Origin of the sequence: Marinobacterium litorale DSM 23545 (genome assembly GCF_000428985.1) — a bacterium.
Lineage (GTDB): Bacteria > Pseudomonadota > Gammaproteobacteria > Pseudomonadales > Balneatricaceae > Marinobacterium_D > Marinobacterium_D litorale.
Genome location: NZ_AUAZ01000002.1, coordinates 38,215 through 57,500 on the forward strand (window position 1 = coordinate 38,215; position 19,286 = coordinate 57,500).

The following is a 19,286-nucleotide window of genomic DNA, read 5'->3' on the forward strand; positions in this document are numbered from 1 at the left end:
ACTTATGTGTGAGGACGAACTACTACAGGCAGGGCGTCAACGTGTAATGCATAAATATGAGACTTACTTGCTAGCGACGTTCAGTTTACAGGGAACAGGGCGGGGGTCAACAGTTATTTCATGCCCCCGCACATTATTGTCGATTACCAGACCGTTTTGATCAGCCCGCCGTCGACGGCTAACGACACGCCGGTAATGTAGCTTGCCGCGTCGGAGAGCAGGAATGCGCAGGCGTTACCCACCTCGTCCGGATCGCCAAAGCGTTGAGCGGGTATGCCCGCCTGCATCTGGGCATTATGTTCCTCCAGCGAGACGCCCCGTTTCTGGGCCTGCATGCTGTTGGTGCCACGAAGTCGGTCGGTGTCGATTTTTCCCGGAATCAGGGTGTTGAGGCGGATACCATCCGGCCCCAGCTCCTGGGACAGCGACTTGATGAGTGCCGTTACACCTGAACGCATGACGTTGGACAGCAACAGGATATCGATCGGCTCTTTAACAGAAGAAGAGGTGATCGCCAGAATTGAGCCACCACCTGACTTTCGCATGCTGGGTAACACCGCGCGGATCATCCGGATTGAGCTGAGCAGTGTCAGTTCGAATGCGCTTTGCCAGTCATCATCGCTGAATTTCTCAAACTGGCCTGTGGGAGGACCGCCCGCATTAACCAGTAAGCCTTTGACGGGGCCCAGATCGTTTAGCGTGTCTTCAGCCCAGCGTTTGATGCTGGCACCATCCGCGGCGTCGAAAACATAGGCCTTAACCGTTGCGCCGGTCTCGTTGCGGATTTTTTCAGCAGCAGCTTCGATCGCTTCCCGATTACGGCTGGCCATGGAAACAATGGCACCTTCGCGAGCGCAGGCCAGTGCCGTGGAGTAGCCCATGCCTTTACTTGCGGCCGCAACCATGACGACCTGATCTTTCAGTTTGAGATCCATATCACTCCTCGTTGTATTCTTCGATCAATATACGTGCGGCGATAAAATCGGATTTCTGAACGTGGACCTGGGCCAGATTCATGGTGCCTACTTCGCCCAGTGCGCCATGCAGATAATGTCCGGCTACATGCGCTTCGATGCCGTTGGCGCGGAGCATGCCGGCAACGATATGGGCTTCGGTAAAATCCTGCGCCTGATAAACCAGTTCCACGTTGAGTCTCCCATAATAGCCGCTTGCTACTGTTTGGTCAGAGCTGACGAACCAGTGCCGCCACGGCAATGCCTGCGGTGATGGCGGGCAGGGGCTTTTTCAACAGTAGCATGGTGACAGCGGTGGCAAGCAGGGCCAGACGGGCCCCGCTATCTCCATTGACGGCCATCGGCACAATGATAGCCACCAGTACCGAGCCGGACATGGCCTGGATAAACTGCTTTACCCGGTAGCTGATCGGTACGAAAGACATCACATAGATACCGCCCCAGCGGGTGGCCAGAGTCACCAGCGCCATGGCCAGAACGATGATCAGAGCGCCCAGGCCGCTGGTTTCAATGCTCATCGTTTTGTTTCCCCCACACCGTCCCGGCGATACCGCCTGCCAACGCCCCGGCAATCACATGACTGTTTTCCGGCAAAAACCAATAGGCGACCAGCGATGCAAGTCCCGCGATGCTCCAGATGAAAAACATGCGCAGGTTTTTCTCGCCACCAACGACCATGGAGAGCAGAAAACACCCCATCACCATATCCACGCCCAGCGCCTTGGGATCACTGATAGCGCTGCCAAAATAGATGCCAAGCCAGGTGCCCAGTATCCAGAACGACCAGAGCGCCAAACCTCCGCCAAGGAGAATACCCAAGCCCGGTTGCCGGTGACTGAAGGCCTGCATCGCCATGGCCCAATTGGCGTCAGATGCGACCAGCATCACAGCATAGCGTTTGCGCGGCGGTAAATGGCACAGCCAGGGGTAGAGGGTGGCGCCCATGAGCAGGTGGCGGGCGTTGATCGCAAACACGGTGATCATCAGGGTAAAAAGCGGGACCTGGCCCCCCCAGAGTTCCAGTGCGGCAAACTGAGACGCCCCGGCAAAAACCAGCGCACTCATCAGGAGGCTGGTGGAGTCATTCAGTCCCTCTTGTGCGGCGGCCAGGCCAAAGGCAACGCCGAACACAACCACAAACATCGACAGCGGTGTTAACTGCTTGAAGCCGGACCACACCAGCGCGGGGGTAAGCTGGTGTGGCTCAAAGGCGTGAGACGCTAACGGTTGATCCTTCAAGGTGTCTGCTCCTGCGCTGCGATGTGAAAAATACGAAAAATAGCGCTTATACAGCCTGACCAGCCGCCACGCCTGAGGCCCAGGCCCACTGGAAATTATGCCCGCCCAGGTGGCCGGTTACATCCACGCATTCGCCGATAAAAAAGAGTCCGGGCTGTTTTTTGGCTTCCATGGTTTTGGAGGAAAGCTCATCGGTATCGATGCCTCCCAGGGTCACTTCGGCGGTCCGGTAGCCTTCCATGCCGCTGGGCTTGAGTTGCCAGTGGTGGAACTGCTCGGCGATCTGTGCGAGACGCTTGTTACTCAGCTCGGCCAGGGTGCCATCGAATTTCCAGTGATCGCACAGGGTCTGTACCACCCGTTTGCTCATTACGCCGGAGAGTACCGTTTTGAGTTCCGCTTTGGGGCGCTGATCGCGCTGGGATTTGAGCCACTCTTCGAGATTCAGGTCAGGGAAGAGGTCTATTTCAATACTGTCACCCGGGTTCCAGTAGGAGGAGATCTGGAGAATGGCGGGGCCGCTGAGCCCGCGATGGGTAAACAGCATCGACTCCTCAAAACGGGTGCCGTTACAACTCACTGAAACCGGGTGCGCGATGCCGGAGAGCGGTTTGATGTACTCAAGGTCCGCCGGTTGCAGTGTAAAGGGGACCAGTGCCGCCCGCGTATCCAGCACTTTAAGGCCAAACTGGCGCGCCACATCGAATGCAAAAGCGGTGGCGCCGCCGTTGGGGATCGACAGCCCGCCGGTGGCAATCACCAGGGAGTCACAACGCATCTCACCGCCGCTCGTCAGAAGGTGAAAGCCGTTTGCTTCAGCGGCGATCTTTTCAACCCGGGTTTCCGAGACCAGCTCAACGCCTGCCCACTCACACTCGGTCAGCAGAAGCTGCAGAATCTCCTTGCTCGATTCATTGCAGAACAGCTGGCCCAGGGTCTTTTCATGAAACTCGATACCGTGGCGCTCCACCAGCTCAATGAACTGGGTAGCGGGGTAGCGCTTTAGTGCGGATTTACAGAAGTGCGGATTCTCAGACAGGAAATTGGCAGGGCTGTTATGGATATTGGTAAAGTTACAGCGTCCACCACCGGACATCAGAATCTTACGGCCGATCTTGCGGGTATGCTCAATCACCAGCACCGATTTGCCCCGATAGCCGGCCGTCGCCGCGCACATCAATCCCGATGCGCCGCCACCAATTACAATTACATCAAAATCCCGCACAAAAACTGCCCCGGTTAGCGTTTCAAAACCGCCAGTTTATCATGATCACCGGGCGCCCGAAGCGCTGTGTTGTTGCCAACTTTTACTTGGCCTGCCACTCTTGCGGTATGGGCTATCAATTTGCAAGACCGGACAACCCGATCAACCTGACAGTAGGGCAGCCGGACCCCGCTTTATTACCTGTTGACCTGTTTCAGGGAATGGCGCTGGCGCGATCAGACCTGGCCTATGGTGAAGAGAAGGGCGACAGCTTCTTCCGCTCCGTCCTGGCTGGCTGGTTAAGCGCTGAGTATGGACAGCAGGTGGACCCGGAGAATCTGCTGGTTACCACGGGCTCCACCAACGCTCTGGATCTGATCAGTGCCCGGCTCGCCAGACCCGGTGATGCGGTTCTGGTGGAAGATCCCTCCTATTTTGTCGCGTTAAAGCTGTTTTCCGAGCACGGCCTGCGCCCGATTTCAGTGCCGATGGATGAGCAGGGGCTCTCCGCAGGGGCACTGGCTCAGGCGATTGAGGAACACAAGCCCGCTTTTATCTACACGATACCGGCCTTTCACAATCCCACCGGCATTACCCAGACCGACGATCGGCGCCGAGAACTGGTGGCTCTGGCGAAAGCGCATCAGTGCCCGCTGGTGGCGGACGAGGTCTACCAGTCGCTCTATTTTGAGCAGGCGCCACCGCCGGTGCTGGCCTGCTATGACGAGCAGGCACCGGTCTTTTCCGTGGGCACTTTCTCCAAGATTCTGGCGCCGGGCCTGCGTCTGGGATGGATTCATAGCAACGCCCGCTGGCTTCCCAGACTTACCGAGTCACCACTGTTCAGAAGTGGCGGGGGGCTGTCACCCATATCTTCCGCATTGGTGGCCCCGCTTATAGAGAGCGGGCGCTTCCAGCAGCAACTGGCGGAAACCCGGCGCAATCTGATTGAGCGCATGGAGACGCTCAGTGACGGGCTGGAGCGGGCGTTTGACCAACGATTGGCGTTCACGCGTCCCGCCGGCGGCTACTTTATCTGGGCAACGTTTACCGATGGCACCCGAACCGCCGACTTCCAGCAGGCCTGCCGGGCTCAGGGTGTTTCCTGTCTGCCCGGCGATGCCTGTTCGGCCACCGGCGCTTTTTCAGAGAGTCTGCGTGTGTGTTTCGCCTGGTACGATAAACCGGCGCTGTCTCAGGCCTGCGACCGGCTCGCGCTGGCATTTAGCTGACGCGCGTTGATGGGTGTTAATATGGATCTTTTTGCGGGACTCTTTGCGGGAATCTGAGATGACGGATATACGTTGCTATCATGCCCATGTCTATTACAGTGCGGATACGCTGGAGCAGGCTAAAGCGTTATGCGAAGGGGCGGTTGAACACTTTGGCATCCAGATGGGACGAATGCATCAGAAACCGGTGGGGCCGCATCCGGACTGGAGCTGTCAGTTGACGGTACCGACAGAACGGATAGGTGAGGTCCTGGGCTGGCTGACCCTCAATCGAGACGGGCTCATTGTCTTTATTCACCCGGATACCGGCAATGATCTTGTTGATCACCGGGACCGCCAGATCTGGCTCGGTGAGGACCGGCCACTTAAGCTGGATCAGTTCTACCGGGACTGAGCGCTTTACCTCTGACTTCAGCCTGAGATAAGTTCGCTGCATGAGTGAGACAGATAACTCTCTGCCGACGGTGCTGGTCGGCCCCATTCTGCGCCGGATAGAACCTGGATCCCTGACAATCTGGTTGCTGACCACGGCACCCTGCGAGCTGTCGCTGACGCTGCTTGGCGACGACGGTTGTCTGTTCGATAGAACCCTCGATGCACATGATCTGTGGACGCTGCAGCTGGGCGAGCGGCTGTGGCTGCGGCTGATTCATCTCGAACTGGATACGCCTTTACCCCGGGATCACTGGATCCGCTATGACCTCAGCTACGTGCAGGATGGGGAACCGGTTTCCATCGCCGAGTGGGGAACGGATCTGCTGTACCCGGGCGAGAATCTGCCCGGGTTTCAGATCAAAAGCTGGCTTGACGCGATTTTTCACGGATCCTGCCGTAAGCCTCATCACCCCGGTGGCGATGGCATGGCCAGAGCCGATGAATGGATCGAGGCGCACTTTGACCGACCGGAGCACTGGCCCGCGTTACTGATGCTCAGCGGCGATCAGCTCTATGCGGATGATGTGGCCGGCCCCATGCTGGTGGCCAGCCATGCGCTCTCCGACCGCCTCGGTCTGTGGGGCGAGCGCTTTGAAGGGGCGGACGTGGCCAACGAGGCCGAGCTGCGTGACAGCGGTGATTGCTATTACCGGCGCGAGGCGCTTTTACCCGATGACTCCACCAGTGAAACGGCGCGCAGCTCGGTCTTTGGCGGTGTACGCAAACCCATATTTACCTCCGATAATGCCCATAATCACCTGATCAGCTATGCCGAGATGGTAGCCAGTTATTGTCTGGCCTGGTCTCCCGAGAGCTGGAAAACCTTAGCCGTTGAGGCCCCGGCGGGGCTGACTGCCGAGCAGCGTGACCTGTATCACCGTGAGCGGGAGGTGATTGAGGCGTTTTGTGCAGCGCTGCCCCGGGTTCGCCGGGTGATGGCCCATCTGCCCACCTATATGATCTTTGATGATCACGATATCACCGATGACTGGAACCTGTCGGCGGCCTGGGAAGTCGCCGCATACGGGCATCCGTTCTCCCGTCGGATTATCGGGAACGCATTGATCGGTTACCTGTTATGCCAGGGGCTGGGTAATAACCCGAAACCGTTGCGCCGGGCGCTGGCGGAGCCGTTGGAGCGATGGCTGAAAACGCGCACGCTGGAAAACCATAAAGCACTGATTGACGAGCTGTTCCGTTACGAGGGTTGGCATTATCGGGTGCCGATAGAGCCGGGCGTACTGGTCCTGGATACACGGACCCGGCGCTGGCGCGCCGAGCGCAATCTGGCCAGTCCTTCGGGCCTTATGGACTGGGAGGCGTTAACCGAGCTTCAACAGGAATTGCTCGACTGTAAAGCGGTGGTGCTGGTCTCGCCGGCGCCGGTGTTCGGCGTCAAGTTGATCGAGTCTGTCCAGAAGGTATTTACCTGGTTTGGGCAACCGTTGATGGTGGATGCGGAAAACTGGATGGCCCACCCCGGCGCCGCCAACGTGATGCTCAATATTTTCCGTCATACCCGGACACCGGAGCACTTTGTGATTCTCTCCGGTGATGTGCACTACTCGTTTGTTTACGATATCGAGATCCGCTTCCGCAAAGGTGGCCCGAAAATCTGGCAGATTACCAGCAGCGGCCTTAAAAACGAGTTCCCGGCCCGGCTGTTGAAGCTCTTTGATCGTCTTAATCGCTGGCTGTATGCGCCCTGGTCTCCACTCAACTGGTTTACCCGCCGCCGCTTGATGCGGGTTTCGCCCCGGCGCCCCGATAGTGCTTCGCCAGGCAGCCGTTTGGTTAATCGTTCAGGAATCGGGCTGGTGCGCTTTGACGAAGATGGTGAACCGCTGGAGGTATGGCAGCTGGGAGCGGATGGTTGCGATACCCATTTTGATCTCAGCGATGAAGAGGAACACTGGGGCTGATCTGGCTCAGAGGATAGCGCTTTACTGGGAACACTCACGTTGTCTGGGTGTATAGTTTCAGGTAGTGGGTGTTCAAAGGAGCCTAGAGCCCATGCTGATACGTCGTCTCTTGTTTTTGCTTGTCGCGGGGTTGATGGCCCTGGCGCTGGTGATGCTGGTAGTGTGGCCTATGCCTGATGCTACGCTGCGGGGGCCTGAACCCGGTGAAGTGGCTGTGCGGTCAGCCGATGTACTGAAACTCGGGTATAACATGCCGGAGCGCAGTGCGATGCACGCGGCGGCCGTACGGCTGGCTAATGCGGTCAGGGAGGAGAGTCAGGGGCGCTTGCAGATCCAGTTGTTTCCCAATCAGCAGCTGGGAAATGATCATCAAATGCTGGAGATGGCCCGCCGGGGAGAGCTGGATCTGATTCTGACCCCCAGCGCAAAGCTCAGCGTCGCGGTCCCGGAAATGCAGTACCCCGATCTTCCTTTCTATTTTCCTGCTCAAGAGGACCTCTATCACCTGCTGGATGGCGAACCCGGGCGGTTGTTACTGAATCGTTTACGCCGCATTGGTCTTGTCGGAATTACTTTCTGGGGCAACGGCTTTAAGCACTTTACGGCCAATAAACCCCTGCTTAGCCCCGCTGACTTTGACGGCGAGCGCTTCCGGGTCATGAAGAGCCGGCTACTCCAGGAGCAGTTCGAGCTGCTGGGTGCCGAAGCGATTCCGATTGACTTCCATCAGGTGAAAGAGGCGTTGCGCGATGGGGTCGTTGAGGGGCAGGAAAATCCACTGGTGGCGATCCATTCCATGGGAATCCATGCGGTACAAACGGACCTGACCCTGTCCAGCCACGCTTACCTGGCTTACGTTTTATCGATCAACGAGTCACGCTATTCAAAGCTGCCCAGCGCCATGCAGACGTTACTGCTTGAGAAAGCACGTGAAATCACCGATTGGCAGCGGGCCGAAACCAGGCGCCTTGAGGAAACATTTCTGTCTGAAATCCAGGCTTCCGGCACGCGCGTCCATCGGCTGACTGATGAGCAGCGGGCCGATTTCCGTCAGCGTCTGGTACCTTTAGCCAGCCGTTTCGAGTCCGTGATCGGCTCCGACCTGCTGGCATTGACCGATAGTTACCTCTATCAAAATTATCCTGACGAGAAACGCCGGTTGATCGGTGTCGATGTGGATCTGGGGGCTGATACGGAGGGTATTGGGCGTGATATCAAGCGAGGCGTCGAATTGGCCTTGGCTCAGTATAATGCCCACCGCAGCGTAGACAGCTACCGACTCGCTCCGTGGGTGATCAATAATCTGGGGCAGCCGGACCGGGCGGGGCGCAATCTACAGACATTGGCCGAGGACCCGGCGGTTCTGGCTGTTATCGCAGGCGGTGGCAGTGCGGCGCTGAAAGGGCAACTCCCCATCGTTGAGACTCTGGATTTTCCTGTTCTTTCGCCCTGGGCCGCCGAAAGCGAGCTGTTGGCAGGCGGTGAGTATGAACAGTTGTTCGGGCTAACGCAGGTCACGCCACTCGTGGCGCGCTCGCTGGCTGCCAAGCTCAACGCGGATAGTACCGGCGATCCGCATTTAATCATTGAGGCGGGTGCCTGGGGGCTGGATTTTGAGCAAGCCCTACGCGGGCAGTTGGCCAAGCAGGGGCGGTTGCTGGGTCAGGTTGTCAGAGTTGCGATGGGACAAACGCCGGCGACCATTCAGCAGCAAGTTTCGCAACTGTCGGGAAGCGGGGCCCTGGTGCTGGCCGTGCGAGGACGTGAGAGAAATGTCGCGATTCAGGCGTTGGCAGCACGCTACCCCGGCCGGCAGGTGTATTCCATACGCGAGGGGAACATCGAGTCGCCACTGGATATTCAGTGTTTACATAGCTGGTCCGACAACAGTGCATTCCGATTATTAATGCAGCAGTACCGGGCCCGCTATGATGAGGAACCCCGTGTACCCTCGGCCGTTGCGCAGGGGTATGATGGGGCAGGATTGCTCATTAACGCGCTGTCCTCATTGGAACCGGGTTTTGACCGTGAGCAGATTACACGGGCAATGCTCCGGGCTTTGAGCTTTAATGGAGTAATAAAGAGATACAGGTCGCCTTTTAGCACCTCGCAGCGTCAGGCGCTAACAAGCGAAGATTACTACTGGTCTTCAAAACGTTGTGTCGTACCCGGTGATCAGGATTGATAACAAGGAACGGTGGGTACTGTGGAACATCAGACGCATAGCCTGAAGCGCCGCTTGATATTGAAAGTTGCGGGCTTCGTTGCTTTGGCGATGGCAGTTACCACGCTTGCAGTGGTGACGGTGATGCGCCAGGAGCTTAGTTATCAGGCACGCCAGTTGCTTGAGGAGTCGGCACGGTCCTCTGCCATCCAGCTCGAAAACCGGATCGCCTACTTGATTGAGGCGACAGGGCGTCTGGCTGACAACCCATTTATGATTAATGGGCTGATCGACGAGAACGCCAGACGGCGTGACCTGCCCAAATTGATCGATAACTTCGCCAAAGGGACCTCGCTCAATGCGGTGGCGTTGCTGGACTATGATGGCGAAGCGGTGTTTCAGGCCCAGCAGTGGCTTCCGCGATTTAATGAGTCCACCGAGCTGCGCGCGGCCCTTGCCATGGGCAATACGGCAATCTACACCGATGCGAGTAGCGCACAGCTATTCATCATTACACCGATTACCTATTACCAGACGACTCAGGGCGCGTTGGTGGCGGGCTTTGATATGCAGACGCTGGTCAGTACGCATGCGGCACGGGACTCCAATGCTTACCTGAATATAGTCAGGGAGGGGGGTGAGCCTTTGCTGTCCTTCAACTACGACAGACAACTCAGTTATATCAACACTGAACTCCATCCCTTCGAAAGAACCCCGTTTCTGCAACAGCTGGATCTGTATATCGAATCGGGTATTCCTCAGGAACAGTTTGACGCGGTGATCGGTAACACGTTATCCCGGTTTATCGGCATCGGACTGATTTTGACGCTGGCATCGGCGCTGCTGGCTGCGGCTATCGGTCAGGGGATCGCAAAACCTGTATTGGAACTGTACCGGCGGGTGCGGGCGATTCCGGTGCGTGAATGCAGTCCGTTGGGTACGGGTGATGAGCTTGAGTCCCTGGCCGTCGCTTTTGATCAACGCACGCGCGATCTGCAGCAGGCTCAGCAGGAGCTGGAATCGGAGCGAGATCGCTTCCGCTACGAAGCGACCCACGATGCGCTCACGGGTCTGCCCAATCGACTTAACTGTGAACGCCAGTTGATGGAGTCCGTTGCTCATCGTACGACTCAGCGTGAGCCGTTGGCGTTGATCTATATCGACCTGGACCGGTTCAAGCTGATTAATGACAGCCTGGGTCACCCGGTCGGAGACCAGGTTTTGAAGACAGTCTCTCAGCGTCTTCAACTGCAGCTGCAGAGTACCGGCGATCGCCTGTTTCGCCATGGCGGTGACGAATTTATGTTGCTCAGCTCGCTTAAAGAAGGCGAAGAAAAGGTACATCACCTGCTGGGCCAGATTGTCAAAGCGCTATCCAAGCCGGTGCGTATGGGCGAGCATGATCTGGATGTCAGTGCCAGCATTGGCGTGACTTTCTTCCCCACACACGGCGAAAAGACAGAAACCCTGATCAGAAATGCCGATACTGCCATGTATCGCGCAAAAAGCGCCGGTGGCGGCTGTTATCGTGTCTACGAGGCCGGTATGAGCGAGCAGGCTTATGACCGGCTGGAGGTCGAGACCGGATTGCGCCGGGCGATCGAGCGGCGTGAGCTGGTGGTTCACTACCAGCCCCAGGTTGATATGCTCAGCGGCGCGGTGATCGGTAGCGAGGCGCTGGTACGTTGGCAGCACCCGGGCAAAGGCATGATTCCGCCCGGCGCGTTTATTCCGATCGCCGAGGAAACCCGGCTGATTGTCGATATCGGTGATTACGTACTTCGAGAGGCCTGCCAGCAGCAAGCGCGCTGGTTCCGCCAGGGGTGGGATCCGGGGCGGGTGTCCGTTAACTTGGCTGGCGCTCAGATTCTCAATCCGGCGCTACCGGACCAGGTCAGGGCGATCCTCGATGAGACCGGCTGTCAGCCCCACTGGCTCGAACTGGAGGTTACTGAAAGCTTCATCATGCACGACCCTGCCGCGGCGATACCGACGCTTAAACGGTTGAGAGAGCAGGGAATCAGCTTGGCGATTGATGATTTTGGGACAGGATATTCATCTCTGGCCTACCTGAAGCGGTTGCCGGTCACCCGTTTGAAGATCGATCAATCCTTCGTACGCAACGCTGTTATCGATCCGGAGGATGTTTCAATTATCGAAGTTATCACGGCGCTGGCCAATAAGCTTGAGCTGGATCTGATTGCCGAGGGGGTCGAGACCGAAAGTCAGAAGGCGTTGCTGATCGAGCTGGGTTGCCACAATGCGCAAGGGTACCTGTATGGACGACCGGGTGCACCTGAGTCACTTGAACCGTTGCTGAAAGCGCGTAGTGCCGCTGTGGGCTCTCACGACGGATAGTATGCGTACAGCCTTCATCAAGCGAAATCCTCTGCCCGGGCACGACCCGCTTAAGTGCCAGATCTACAACTGTTATCATTACCTGAACCACTACAACCTCTTTGGCAGCAGTTATCTGGATGGCTGCGAACAGGGACTGCGCGCTATTCATGAAGCTGTATATCGCTGAAAAGCCGAGCCTGGCCCGGGCTATTGCCGCCGCCATGCCGGGGCAGAGCTCGCGAGATGACGGCTTCATCCGCTGTGCCAATGGCGATGTGATCAGTTGGTGTGTCGGCCATCTGCTCGAGCAGGCGGAGCCCGAGGCTTATGATCCACGTTATAAGCAGTGGCGCTTGGAGCATCTGCCTATTATCCCTGAACAGTGGCAGCTTGTTCCCCGTCCTAAAATGAAGACCCAGCTCGGGGTCCTGCGTCGATTAAGCAAGCAGGCGACGGAGCTGGTTCATGCCGGTGACCCTGACCGCGAAGGTCAACTGCTGGTTGATGAGGTCATTGACTATCTCGGGGTCGGTGTCGAAAAGCGCCAAACCATGAAGCGGCTTTTAATTGCCGACCTGAATCCGTCTGCCGTGCGCCAGTCTCTTGCCCGCTTAAGGGAGAATCGCGAATTCCTGCCGCTGTCTGTATCAGCGCTGGCCCGGTCTCGTGCTGATTGGCTATTCGGCATCAACCTGACGCGCGCGTTGACTTTGCAGGGACGCCGTGTCGGTTTTGACGGGTTGTTGTCGGTGGGCCGGGTTCAGACGCCGGTGTTGGGTCTGGTGGTGGCACGGGACCGGGAGATCGAAGCATTCACGCCCAAGCCCTATTACGAGGTGGCCGCTCACCTGGAGACTCCGCAGGGCGAGCGCTTTACGGCGCTATGGCAGCCCAGCGAAGCCTGCGCCAACTGGCAGGACGAGGAAGGGCGGGTGCTCAGCGAAGCATTGGCGAAGAATGTGGCACAGCGTATCAGCGGGCGCACGGGTTTGGTTGAGAGCGCGCAGCGCAAAGAGGGTAGCCAGCCTCCGCCGTTACCCTACAACCTTTCTTCGCTTCAGATGGATGCCTCAAAACGCTTTGGCCTGAGCGCACAGCAGGTTTTGGATGCCTGTCAGGCACTGTATGAAAAACACCGCGTGATTACCTACCCGCGCTCGGATTGCCGTTACCTGCCGGCTGAGCATCACAGCGAGGCGACGCAGGTGGTCTCTGCTATCCGACGATGTGCCGATGAATTGAAACCCGCCTGTGATGGGGCCGATCTGCGATTGCGCAGCAGCGCATGGAACGACAGTAAAGTGGGTGCGCATCACGCGATCATTCCGACACGGAAAGCCTCGGCCAGCGGTCTCTCCAAGTCGGAGGCACAGGTCTATGAACTGATCGCCCGGCAATATCTGATGCAGTTTTACCCGCGCTGGGCGTTTGCCGATGTAAAACTGGAGATCCGGATTGAAGGTGGCCTGTTTATGGCGAAAGCGCGGCAGACCTTAGAGCCGGGCTGGAAGGTATTACTGGGTAAAAAGGAAGAGGATGCCCGGCTACCAAGGGTTCAGGTCAATGACGCTTTGCTGTGTCGGGAGGGCGAGGTGCTGTCCAAAATGACCCAGCCGCCCAAGGCGTTCACCGATGCCTCTTTGTTAGCGGCTATGACCGGTATCGCGCGCTTTGTGACTGATACAGCCCTGCGCAAAGTGTTGCGAGAGACTGATGGGCTGGGGACCGAAGCGACCCGGGCTGGGATTATTGAATTATTGATTCGGCGCGGGTACTTGCGGCGACAGGGGAAGGTACTTTCTTCGAGTGAAGCTGGGCGAGGCTTGATTGATGCGTTGCCGGCGCAGGTCACCCTGCCCGATATGACTGCCCACTGGGAGTCGGCGCTGGATGCAATGGCGCGTCGGGAAGGGCGCTACGATGCGTTCATGGGGCAGCTGTCTGAGCGCCTTACTGCGCTGGTGGAACAGGTGGCAGCAAAGCCACCGGAGGCGCTCAGAGGTGTGAAGGTGGAGCCTGGCCGTCGTGGACGGCGCTCTGCCGCAAAAGGGGGCGGCAAACGCCGAACATCACGTAAACGAAAAAGCGAGCGGGCCACTACCTAAGGTGTGCAGTCGGATACCCAGGGGTGGGTGGCCAGTTTTTCCATCATATGATCGATAAAAGCACGGACCCGCGGCGTTAGATTGCGCCGGCTTGTGTAGATCGCGTTTATTTCAGTTGGGGACATGGGAAACGCCTCCATTACTCTGACCAGCCGGCCCTCGTCCACCATTGGGTTGGCAAAGACATCCGGCATTCGGGCGATCCCTACACCCTGAACCGCCATTTCCCGGGCGAAGCTGATGCTGTTCGTTCTGAGTTGCCCGCCATAACTGGCCGGCTCTCCACCGTGCCAGTCCAAAAAACGCCAGGTATCAAAGGGTTTTACCAACGTAATGCACTGATGCTGAGAGAGTTCATCAGGGGTTTTCGGCTCGCCGTACCGTTGCAGATATTCGGGGCTCGCGTACAGGTGCCGTTCAAGCCGGGCGACTTTACGGGCGATCATCGACGAGTCGGGCAGGGGGCCGATCCGCAGCGCCAGATCCATCCCCTCTTCAACCAGGTCCACGGTCCGGGTGCTCAGCTCCACATCCACTTCCAGTTGCGGGTGATTATGGATGAAGCTGGCCACCACATCGCTCATCATCATGATGCCCAGCTCTGTTGGCATGGTCATGCGCAGGCGTCCGCGCAGTTCGCTGGAGTCGGCAGCGACCTCGTCGCGCACCAGTTCCAGCTGCTCGATGAGTTCGTGGCTGCGATCGAATAACTCTCGACCCTCAGAGGTCAGCTTGAGTTTGCGCGTCGTTCGCTGGATCAGGCGCACGCCGAGACTGTCCTCGAGCTGGGCGATTCGTCGACTGATGGTGGATTTCTGCACGTTCAAAGTGTCGGCGGCGGCCGTGAAACTGCCGGTCTCCACCACGCGAATAAACAGGCTCAGATCATTCAGGTTCATCGATGGTCGACTCCTGTTGCTGCTCCTTGAGCAATGTGGGTTACTGGCCCAAGGATAGGCCGGGATTCAGCAGTCTTCGGCACGGGTCTGTGCAAACTGCTCCAGCGCTTCTATCAGGGCGATTACGCCGTTGCCTCTGGATGGGCTGAGGTGACGGCTCAAATCCAGCTCGGCGATCCGTGCGCGCAGGTCAAGCAATAGTACTTCCTGCGGCATCAGGCCGTTGCACCAATGCAACAGAAGCGCGAGAAGGGCCCTGAGTATACGCGCATCTGCATCGGCGTGGCAGTCCAGGCGGCCCTCACTGTCCAGCTTCATAATGAGCCACACCTTTGATTCACAGCCATGAACGCGGAACTTGTCCTGTTGCAATGTTGCGGGTAATCGCGGAGTCATGCTGCCGAGCTTCATCAGCGCTCCATAGCGCTGATGCCAGTCCGATGCCTGCTCCACGGCATGAATAAGCGCGATGTTCTGGGATGTGAGCTCCAGCGCCACCGGCGCGGTTGTCTCGGTGCTAACCAATGTCTCAAGCGCCCGGGCGAAACGTTCAACCTCTTCCGCTGTGTTATAGAAAGCCAGAGAAGCGCGGACTGTTCCGTTAAGCCCAAGGCGGCTCATCAGCGGCATGGCGCAGTGGTGGCCTGCACGAACCGCGATACCCTGCTGATCCAGCCAAAGGCCTATGTCCTGGGGGTGATGGCCATCGATCACAAAGGATATCAGGCTGGCTGGGTTGTCACCGGCTGCCACCGCGCGCCACCCTTTAATGGATTGGCAGCGCTCCATAGCTTGCTGTCGTAGCGCCGCTTCATGGGTTGCAAGTGCCTGCCGGTTTTTGCCGGTTAAAAAGTCGATTGCCGCGCCCAAGCCGATGACACCGGCGATATCGGGTGTGCCGGCCTCGAACTTAAAAGGTAGTCCGGCGAACCGGGTCGTCTCGAAGCTGACTGATTCAATCATCTCGCCCCCGGTCTGCCAGGGAGCCATCTCAGATAACAGCGACTGCCGGCCCCAGAGCGCGCCGATGCCGGTGGGACCAAACAGCTTGTGACCGGAGAACGCGTAAAAGTCACAGGCCAGCGTGGAAAGATCCAGCTCGTCGTGAGGTACCGCCTGGGCCCCATCGACGACGACTACAGCGCCGGCGGATTTGGCTTCGCGGCACAGCTGATGGATCGGGTAGCGCGCGCCGGTCGCATTGGAGACCTGAGTCAATGCGACCAGAACCGGTTTGCGGGCAAGCAGCTCGCGGTATTGCTGCCAGTCAATCTCGCCATTGGCAGCGTCGAGTACATCGATATGAGCGCCACGTCGGAGGCAGGTCTGTTGCCAGGGAACGATATTGGCGTGGTGATTTACGTCCATCAGCAGGACCCGGTCCCCTGTCTGCAGGCGCGGTTCCAGGAAGCTGTAAGCCACCAGGTTCAGGGATTCGGTGGTGCCGCGGGTCCAGATGATTTCGCGGGCATGGGGCGCGCCGATAAACGCGGCCAGTGTGTGACGGACCTGCTCAAACGCTTCAGTAGCCTGACCGGAGAGCGTATGTGCGGCCCGATGAACATTGGCGTTGTAGCGTTTGTAGTACTGGCTGATGGCATCGATAACCAGCCGGGGCTTTTGTGTTGTGGCCGCATTATCCAGGTAGGCCAGAGGCTGTCCGTTGACCCGCGTGGAGAGAATCGGGAACTCCCCCCGCAGTCGCTTCAGGTCGAACGGGGTGCTCATGCCAGTCCGCGATTAACTTTGCTCTGCCAGCGAGCAAACATCATCGCTCCGGTGAACAAAATCACCAGCAACGCCGACTCGACAAGCCCGAGCCATCGGGTCATGGGGTTAAATGCGGCCAGGACGGCCTCCATGAAATAGAGCAGTAGCACAAAACAGAGCCAGGCGTGGCCCCGGGGGTAGCCGCGCCAGACCACCGGCAGGAATGCCAACAGTGGTACGATATGAATCAGCCATATAACCCAGGGGTGTTCACTTTTCGCCGGCGCGATCAACAGATACCACAGGGTGAACAATATAAGCAGTCCGGTGTAACTTGCCAGCGTCAGCCACCGGCTGGCCCGAGCCTTGCTGTTAAGTGTCATCTCTCTCTCCTCAGACGTAGTGCCAGCTCACCCAGACGACGGCCTTGGGCGTGACAGAGCTCCAGCTCAATTTTATCGACCGGGTGTTCACCGTCACGGCCACTGACATGGGTCGCTCCGTAGGGGGTACCGCCCTTGGAGGTGGTATGCAGTCCCTGCTCACTGTAAGGCAGGCCGGCGATCACACAGCCGTGGTGAAGCAGTGGCAGCATCATGCTCAGCAGGGTGGTTTCCTGGCCTCCGTGCAGAGAGGCACTGGAGGAAAATACACAGGCGGGCTTGTCGATCAAGGCCCCGGATACCCAGAGGCTGGAGGTGCCGTCGATGAAGTACTTCATCGGTGCCGCCATATTGCCGAAGCGGGTTGGACTGCCCAGCGCCAGACCACAGCACTGGGACAGATCGGCCTCGCTGACGTAGGGTGCGCCGTCATCAGGAACCGCCGGATCTATTGCTTCACAGGTGGTGGAGACGGGGGGAACCGTGCGCAGGCGCGCAGCGATACCCGCTTCTTCTACACCGCGGGCAATATGACGGGCCAGGGTTCGTGTGGCGCCGTGACGGCTATAGTAGAGGACTAGTACGAATGGATCGGTCACTCAAGGATCTCCAGCACCGACTCCGGGGGACGCCCGATGCGCGCCTGGTCACCGTTAATCACAATCGGGCGCTCAATCAGCTTGGGATAACGTGTCATGGAGTCGATCACGGCATCATCACTCAGCGATTCGTCATCGAGCCCGGCCTCCTTGTACTCCGCTTCCTTTTTGCGCAATAAGTCGCGGGCGGAAACCCCCAGTTTCTTCAGAACCGCTTTCAGTTCGTCTGCGCTGGGTACATCTTTCAGATACTCTCGGATTTCGGGTTCGATTCCCTTGTCCTGCAGCAGTTTGAGGGTTTCACGGGATTTGGAACAACGTGGGTTATGATAGATGCTGATCGCCATCAAGAGCTCCCTGGGACGCTTTCATTGCTGTATACGGCGGCCTATTGTATAGGTTCATCAGACGGTTACAAAGCCGGAGCGTGGAGGCTCTGGCTTAAGGAGTGGTAATGATAAAACGCCCGTTACCCACGGCGGTACTTTTCATGCGGGACCTGTTTCGCCAGTACATGGCCAACCAGGGCATTCTTAATGCTTCAGCACTGACCTATACCACGCTGTTTGCCGTGGTCCCGTTGATGACGGTCTCCTATTCCATGTTGGCGGCGGTTCCCTCCTTTCAGGGTGTTGGTGAGCAGTTACAGGGCTGGATTTTTCAGAACTTCGTGCCGGCTACCGGGGAGGTGGTGCAGGAGTATCTGCAGACATTCAGCTCTCAGGCCAGGAAACTGACCGCGGTGGGTATCGTTTTTCTGCTGATTACCTCAATCATGATGATGAAAAACATCGAGGCGGCGCTGAATCGGATTTGGCGGGTCAGTGAGCCGCGCAGTGGCCTATCCAGCTTTCTTCTCTATTGGGCAGTCCTCAGCCTGGGTCCAATCCTGATCGGCTTTGGGCTGTTGCTGACCTCTTATGTGGCTTCGCTGCCGTTTTTTTACAGTGCCACCGAGGTTGTGGGCCGGGCGCGTTTACTGGCGATCTTTCCGACGCTGCTCTCAACCGCTGCGTTTACACTGCTTTATGCGGCGGTACCGAACTGTCGCGTACCGCTTAAAAACGCAGCGCTCGGCGGACTGGCGGCTGCCATCATGTTCGAGGTGGCAAAACGGGGGTTTGCTTTCTTTGTGACCCAGTTTCCATCCTACGAATTGATTTATGGCGCCTTCGCGGCCGTGCCCATGTTTCTGGTCTGGATTTTTATCTGCTGGACCATCATCCTGCTGGGGGCGGAGCTGTCCCGGGCCTTGACGATATACCATGCAGACAGGCGTGCCCGGCGCGAACCTCATTTCTATACACTGCTCACGGTACTGGATCGGTTGTGGCAGGCGCAGCAGAAAGGGGTTCCGCTGTCCGATAGCACCCTGTTGCAGTCGGTGCCGGGGCTGGATCAGGGACGCTGGGATGACTATGTTCAACTACTGATTAGCGCAAGCCTGGTGCGGCGGACGGAGCAGGGGCATTACGTTTTAAGTCGAGATCTGGGCAGTTTTACGTTGGCACAGCTGCAGGAAATTTTACCCTGGCCACTGCCCGCGGCGCACAACAGCCCCGATAGCGCCTGGAAGAAAGCGGTTAGCCGGAAACTCGATGCGTTGCAGCGCAACCGGCGCGATACGCTGGATATAACGTTAGCGGCACTGTTTGCGAGTGATCCGAAAGAGGAGGTTTAGATGGCCGATATTTGCATGCACCTGGTTATATCCGGCCGTGTACAGGGGGTCTGGTTTCGACGGTTCACGCAGGAACAAGCTCAGGCGAATAATGTGAGTGGCTGGGTGCGTAACTTAAGCGACGGTCGGGTAGAGGCGTTGCTGTGCGGAGACGAGCGTTCAGTGCGCCATGTCGAGGCCTGGCTGAACCGGGGTCCGGAGCTGGCTAATGTAACCCATGTGGCTGCTGATCCTAGGCCTTATGAGCCGTTTTCCGGTTTCGATGTACTGGACGATGGGGGGTAGATTTCTTGTGACACCCGGTTGCTGCGTCTAGACTTTGAGGGTCATCGGCTGGATCTTTTAATTGCAGCATCGGATGGCACCTGGCCCTTCTGTCGGACAGAGGGGGCGTACCCA

General features: G+C 57.9%; 19 protein-coding genes. 9 read left to right on the plus strand and 10 right to left on the minus strand.

Annotated features, from left to right (window positions below; all coding sequences use genetic code 11):
• Positions 1-143: 143 nt before the first annotated feature.
• From G403_RS0101725 to G403_RS0101745, 5 genes are read right to left on the minus strand one after another with little or no spacing between them, the layout of a single operon-like run.
• Complete coding sequence (locus tag G403_RS0101725; protein WP_027852460.1) at positions 144-935, minus strand: SDR family oxidoreductase; 792 nt, start codon at positions 933-935, stop codon at positions 144-146.
• 1 nt (position 936) lies between these two features.
• The gene (locus G403_RS0101730; protein WP_027852461.1) at positions 937-1,146 is read right to left on the minus strand and encodes a putative signal transducing protein; all 210 of its coding nucleotides are present in this window, start codon (positions 1,144-1,146) and stop codon (positions 937-939) included.
• 37 nt (positions 1,147-1,183) lie between these two features.
• On the minus strand, positions 1,184-1,492 hold the full coding sequence (locus G403_RS0101735) for an AzlD family protein (protein ID WP_027852462.1): 309 nt from the start codon (positions 1,490-1,492) through the stop codon (positions 1,184-1,186).
• The gene (locus G403_RS0101740; RefSeq protein ID WP_027852463.1) at positions 1,482-2,213 is read right to left on the minus strand and encodes an AzlC family ABC transporter permease; all 732 of its coding nucleotides are present in this window, start codon (positions 2,211-2,213) and stop codon (positions 1,482-1,484) included. The genes G403_RS0101735 and G403_RS0101740 overlap by 11 nt, the downstream gene beginning before the upstream one ends.
• Positions 2,214-2,259: 46 nt before the next feature.
• Positions 2,260-3,438: a BaiN/RdsA family NAD(P)/FAD-dependent oxidoreductase gene (locus G403_RS0101745; RefSeq protein ID WP_027852464.1), complete on the minus strand. Its 1,179-nt coding sequence runs from the start codon at positions 3,436-3,438 to the stop codon at positions 2,260-2,262.
• A gap of 41 nt (positions 3,439-3,479) precedes the next feature.
• Here G403_RS0101745 and G403_RS0101750 point away from each other — a divergent pair, with 41 nt between their 5' ends.
• The 7 genes from G403_RS0101750 to G403_RS0101780 all read left to right on the plus strand — a co-directional run bounded on the left by G403_RS0101750 (position 3,480) and on the right by G403_RS0101780 (position 13,615).
• Complete coding sequence (locus tag G403_RS0101750) at positions 3,480-4,649, plus strand: aminotransferase-like domain-containing protein (RefSeq protein ID WP_169719874.1); 1,170 nt, start codon at positions 3,480-3,482, stop codon at positions 4,647-4,649.
• Between the two features lie 58 nt (positions 4,650-4,707).
• Positions 4,708-5,043 (plus strand): DOPA 4,5-dioxygenase family protein, encoded by a 336-nt coding sequence (locus G403_RS0101755; RefSeq protein ID WP_027852466.1) that lies wholly within the window; start codon positions 4,708-4,710, stop codon positions 5,041-5,043.
• Between the two features lie 40 nt (positions 5,044-5,083).
• Positions 5,084-7,006, plus strand: a complete 1,923-nt coding sequence (locus tag G403_RS0101760) for an alkaline phosphatase D family protein (protein ID WP_027852467.1) — start codon at positions 5,084-5,086, stop codon at positions 7,004-7,006.
• A 91-nt stretch (positions 7,007-7,097) separates the two neighbouring features.
• Positions 7,098-9,191, plus strand: a complete 2,094-nt coding sequence (locus tag G403_RS24275; protein ID WP_051298390.1) for a DctP family TRAP transporter solute-binding subunit — start codon at positions 7,098-7,100, stop codon at positions 9,189-9,191.
• Between the two features lie 21 nt (positions 9,192-9,212).
• On the plus strand, positions 9,213-11,528 hold the full coding sequence (locus G403_RS24280) for a bifunctional diguanylate cyclase/phosphodiesterase (protein ID WP_051298392.1): 2,316 nt from the start codon (positions 9,213-9,215) through the stop codon (positions 11,526-11,528).
• Between the two features lies 1 nt (position 11,529).
• On the plus strand, positions 11,530-11,697 hold the full coding sequence (locus tag G403_RS25220; RefSeq protein ID WP_156899624.1) for a fructosamine kinase family protein: 168 nt from the start codon (positions 11,530-11,532) through the stop codon (positions 11,695-11,697).
• Positions 11,678-13,615, plus strand: coding sequence for a DNA topoisomerase III (locus tag G403_RS0101780; protein ID WP_027852468.1), 1,938 nt, complete (start codon positions 11,678-11,680; stop codon positions 13,613-13,615). The genes G403_RS25220 and G403_RS0101780 overlap by 20 nt, the downstream gene beginning before the upstream one ends.
• Here G403_RS0101780 and G403_RS0101785 read toward each other — a convergent pair.
• The 5 genes from G403_RS0101785 to arsC form a co-directional block, all read right to left on the minus strand.
• Positions 13,612-14,514 carry a LysR family transcriptional regulator gene (locus tag G403_RS0101785; RefSeq protein ID WP_027852469.1) on the minus strand — a complete coding sequence of 301 codons (903 nt, stop codon included), beginning with the start codon at positions 14,512-14,514 and terminating at the stop codon, positions 13,612-13,614. The two genes, G403_RS0101780 and G403_RS0101785, sit on opposite strands and share 4 nt — an antisense overlap.
• A 66-nt stretch (positions 14,515-14,580) precedes the next feature.
• Positions 14,581-16,242 (minus strand): SufS family cysteine desulfurase, encoded by a 1,662-nt coding sequence (locus tag G403_RS0101790; protein WP_027852470.1) that lies wholly within the window; start codon positions 16,240-16,242, stop codon positions 14,581-14,583.
• Entirely contained in the window at positions 16,239-16,607 is a 369-nt protein-coding gene (locus tag G403_RS0101795; RefSeq protein ID WP_027852471.1) for a DUF2069 domain-containing protein, read from the minus strand. Before G403_RS0101795 ends, G403_RS0101790 begins: the two co-directional genes overlap by 4 nt.
• Entirely contained in the window at positions 16,604-17,206 is a 603-nt protein-coding gene (wrbA, locus tag G403_RS0101800) for an NAD(P)H:quinone oxidoreductase (protein ID WP_027852472.1), read from the minus strand. Before wrbA ends, G403_RS0101795 begins: the two co-directional genes overlap by 4 nt.
• Positions 17,203-17,553 carry an arsenate reductase (glutaredoxin) gene (gene arsC, locus G403_RS0101805; RefSeq protein WP_027852473.1) on the minus strand — a complete coding sequence of 117 codons (351 nt, stop codon included), beginning with the start codon at positions 17,551-17,553 and terminating at the stop codon, positions 17,203-17,205. The genes wrbA and arsC overlap by 4 nt, the downstream gene beginning before the upstream one ends.
• Positions 17,554-17,660: 107 nt before the next feature.
• On the opposite strand from arsC, the gene G403_RS0101810 reads away from it, so the two are divergent.
• Together G403_RS0101810 and G403_RS0101815 are read left to right on the plus strand one after the other, a co-directional pair.
• Positions 17,661-18,887, plus strand: a complete 1,227-nt coding sequence (locus G403_RS0101810; protein WP_027852474.1) for a virulence factor BrkB family protein — start codon at positions 17,661-17,663, stop codon at positions 18,885-18,887.
• A complete protein-coding gene (locus G403_RS0101815; protein WP_027852475.1) occupies positions 18,888-19,172 on the plus strand; it encodes an acylphosphatase in 285 nt (94 codons plus the stop codon). It abuts the gene before it with no gap.
• Positions 19,173-19,286 lie beyond the last annotated feature (114 nt).

Coding starts and splice junctions, on each gene's coding strand:
- G403_RS0101725 (WP_027852460.1), bottom strand. CDS start 935: ATGGATCTCAAACTGAAAGATCAGGTCGTCATGGTTGCGGCCGCAAGT.
- G403_RS0101735 (WP_027852462.1), bottom strand. CDS start 1,492: ATGAGCATTGAAACCAGCGGCCTGGGCGCTCTGATCATCGTTCTGGCC.
- G403_RS0101755 (WP_027852466.1), top strand. CDS start 4,708: ATGACGGATATACGTTGCTATCATGCCCATGTCTATTACAGTGCGGAT.
- G403_RS0101815 (WP_027852475.1), top strand. CDS start 18,888: ATGGCCGATATTTGCATGCACCTGGTTATATCCGGCCGTGTACAGGGG.
- G403_RS0101785 (WP_027852469.1), bottom strand. CDS start 14,514: ATGAACCTGAATGATCTGAGCCTGTTTATTCGCGTGGTGGAGACCGGC.
- G403_RS0101750 (WP_169719874.1), top strand. CDS start 3,480: ATGATCACCGGGCGCCCGAAGCGCTGTGTTGTTGCCAACTTTTACTTG.
- arsC (WP_027852473.1), bottom strand. CDS start 17,553: ATGGCGATCAGCATCTATCATAACCCACGTTGTTCCAAATCCCGTGAA.
- G403_RS24275 (WP_051298390.1), top strand. CDS start 7,098: ATGCTGATACGTCGTCTCTTGTTTTTGCTTGTCGCGGGGTTGATGGCC.
- G403_RS0101790 (WP_027852470.1), bottom strand. CDS start 16,242: ATGAGCACCCCGTTCGACCTGAAGCGACTGCGGGGGGAGTTCCCGATT.
- G403_RS0101795 (WP_027852471.1), bottom strand. CDS start 16,607: ATGACACTTAACAGCAAGGCTCGGGCCAGCCGGTGGCTGACGCTGGCA.
- G403_RS25220 (WP_156899624.1), top strand. CDS start 11,530: ATGCGTACAGCCTTCATCAAGCGAAATCCTCTGCCCGGGCACGACCCG.
- G403_RS0101780 (WP_027852468.1), top strand. CDS start 11,678: ATGAAGCTGTATATCGCTGAAAAGCCGAGCCTGGCCCGGGCTATTGCC.
- G403_RS0101810 (WP_027852474.1), top strand. CDS start 17,661: ATGATAAAACGCCCGTTACCCACGGCGGTACTTTTCATGCGGGACCTG.
- G403_RS0101760 (WP_027852467.1), top strand. CDS start 5,084: ATGAGTGAGACAGATAACTCTCTGCCGACGGTGCTGGTCGGCCCCATT.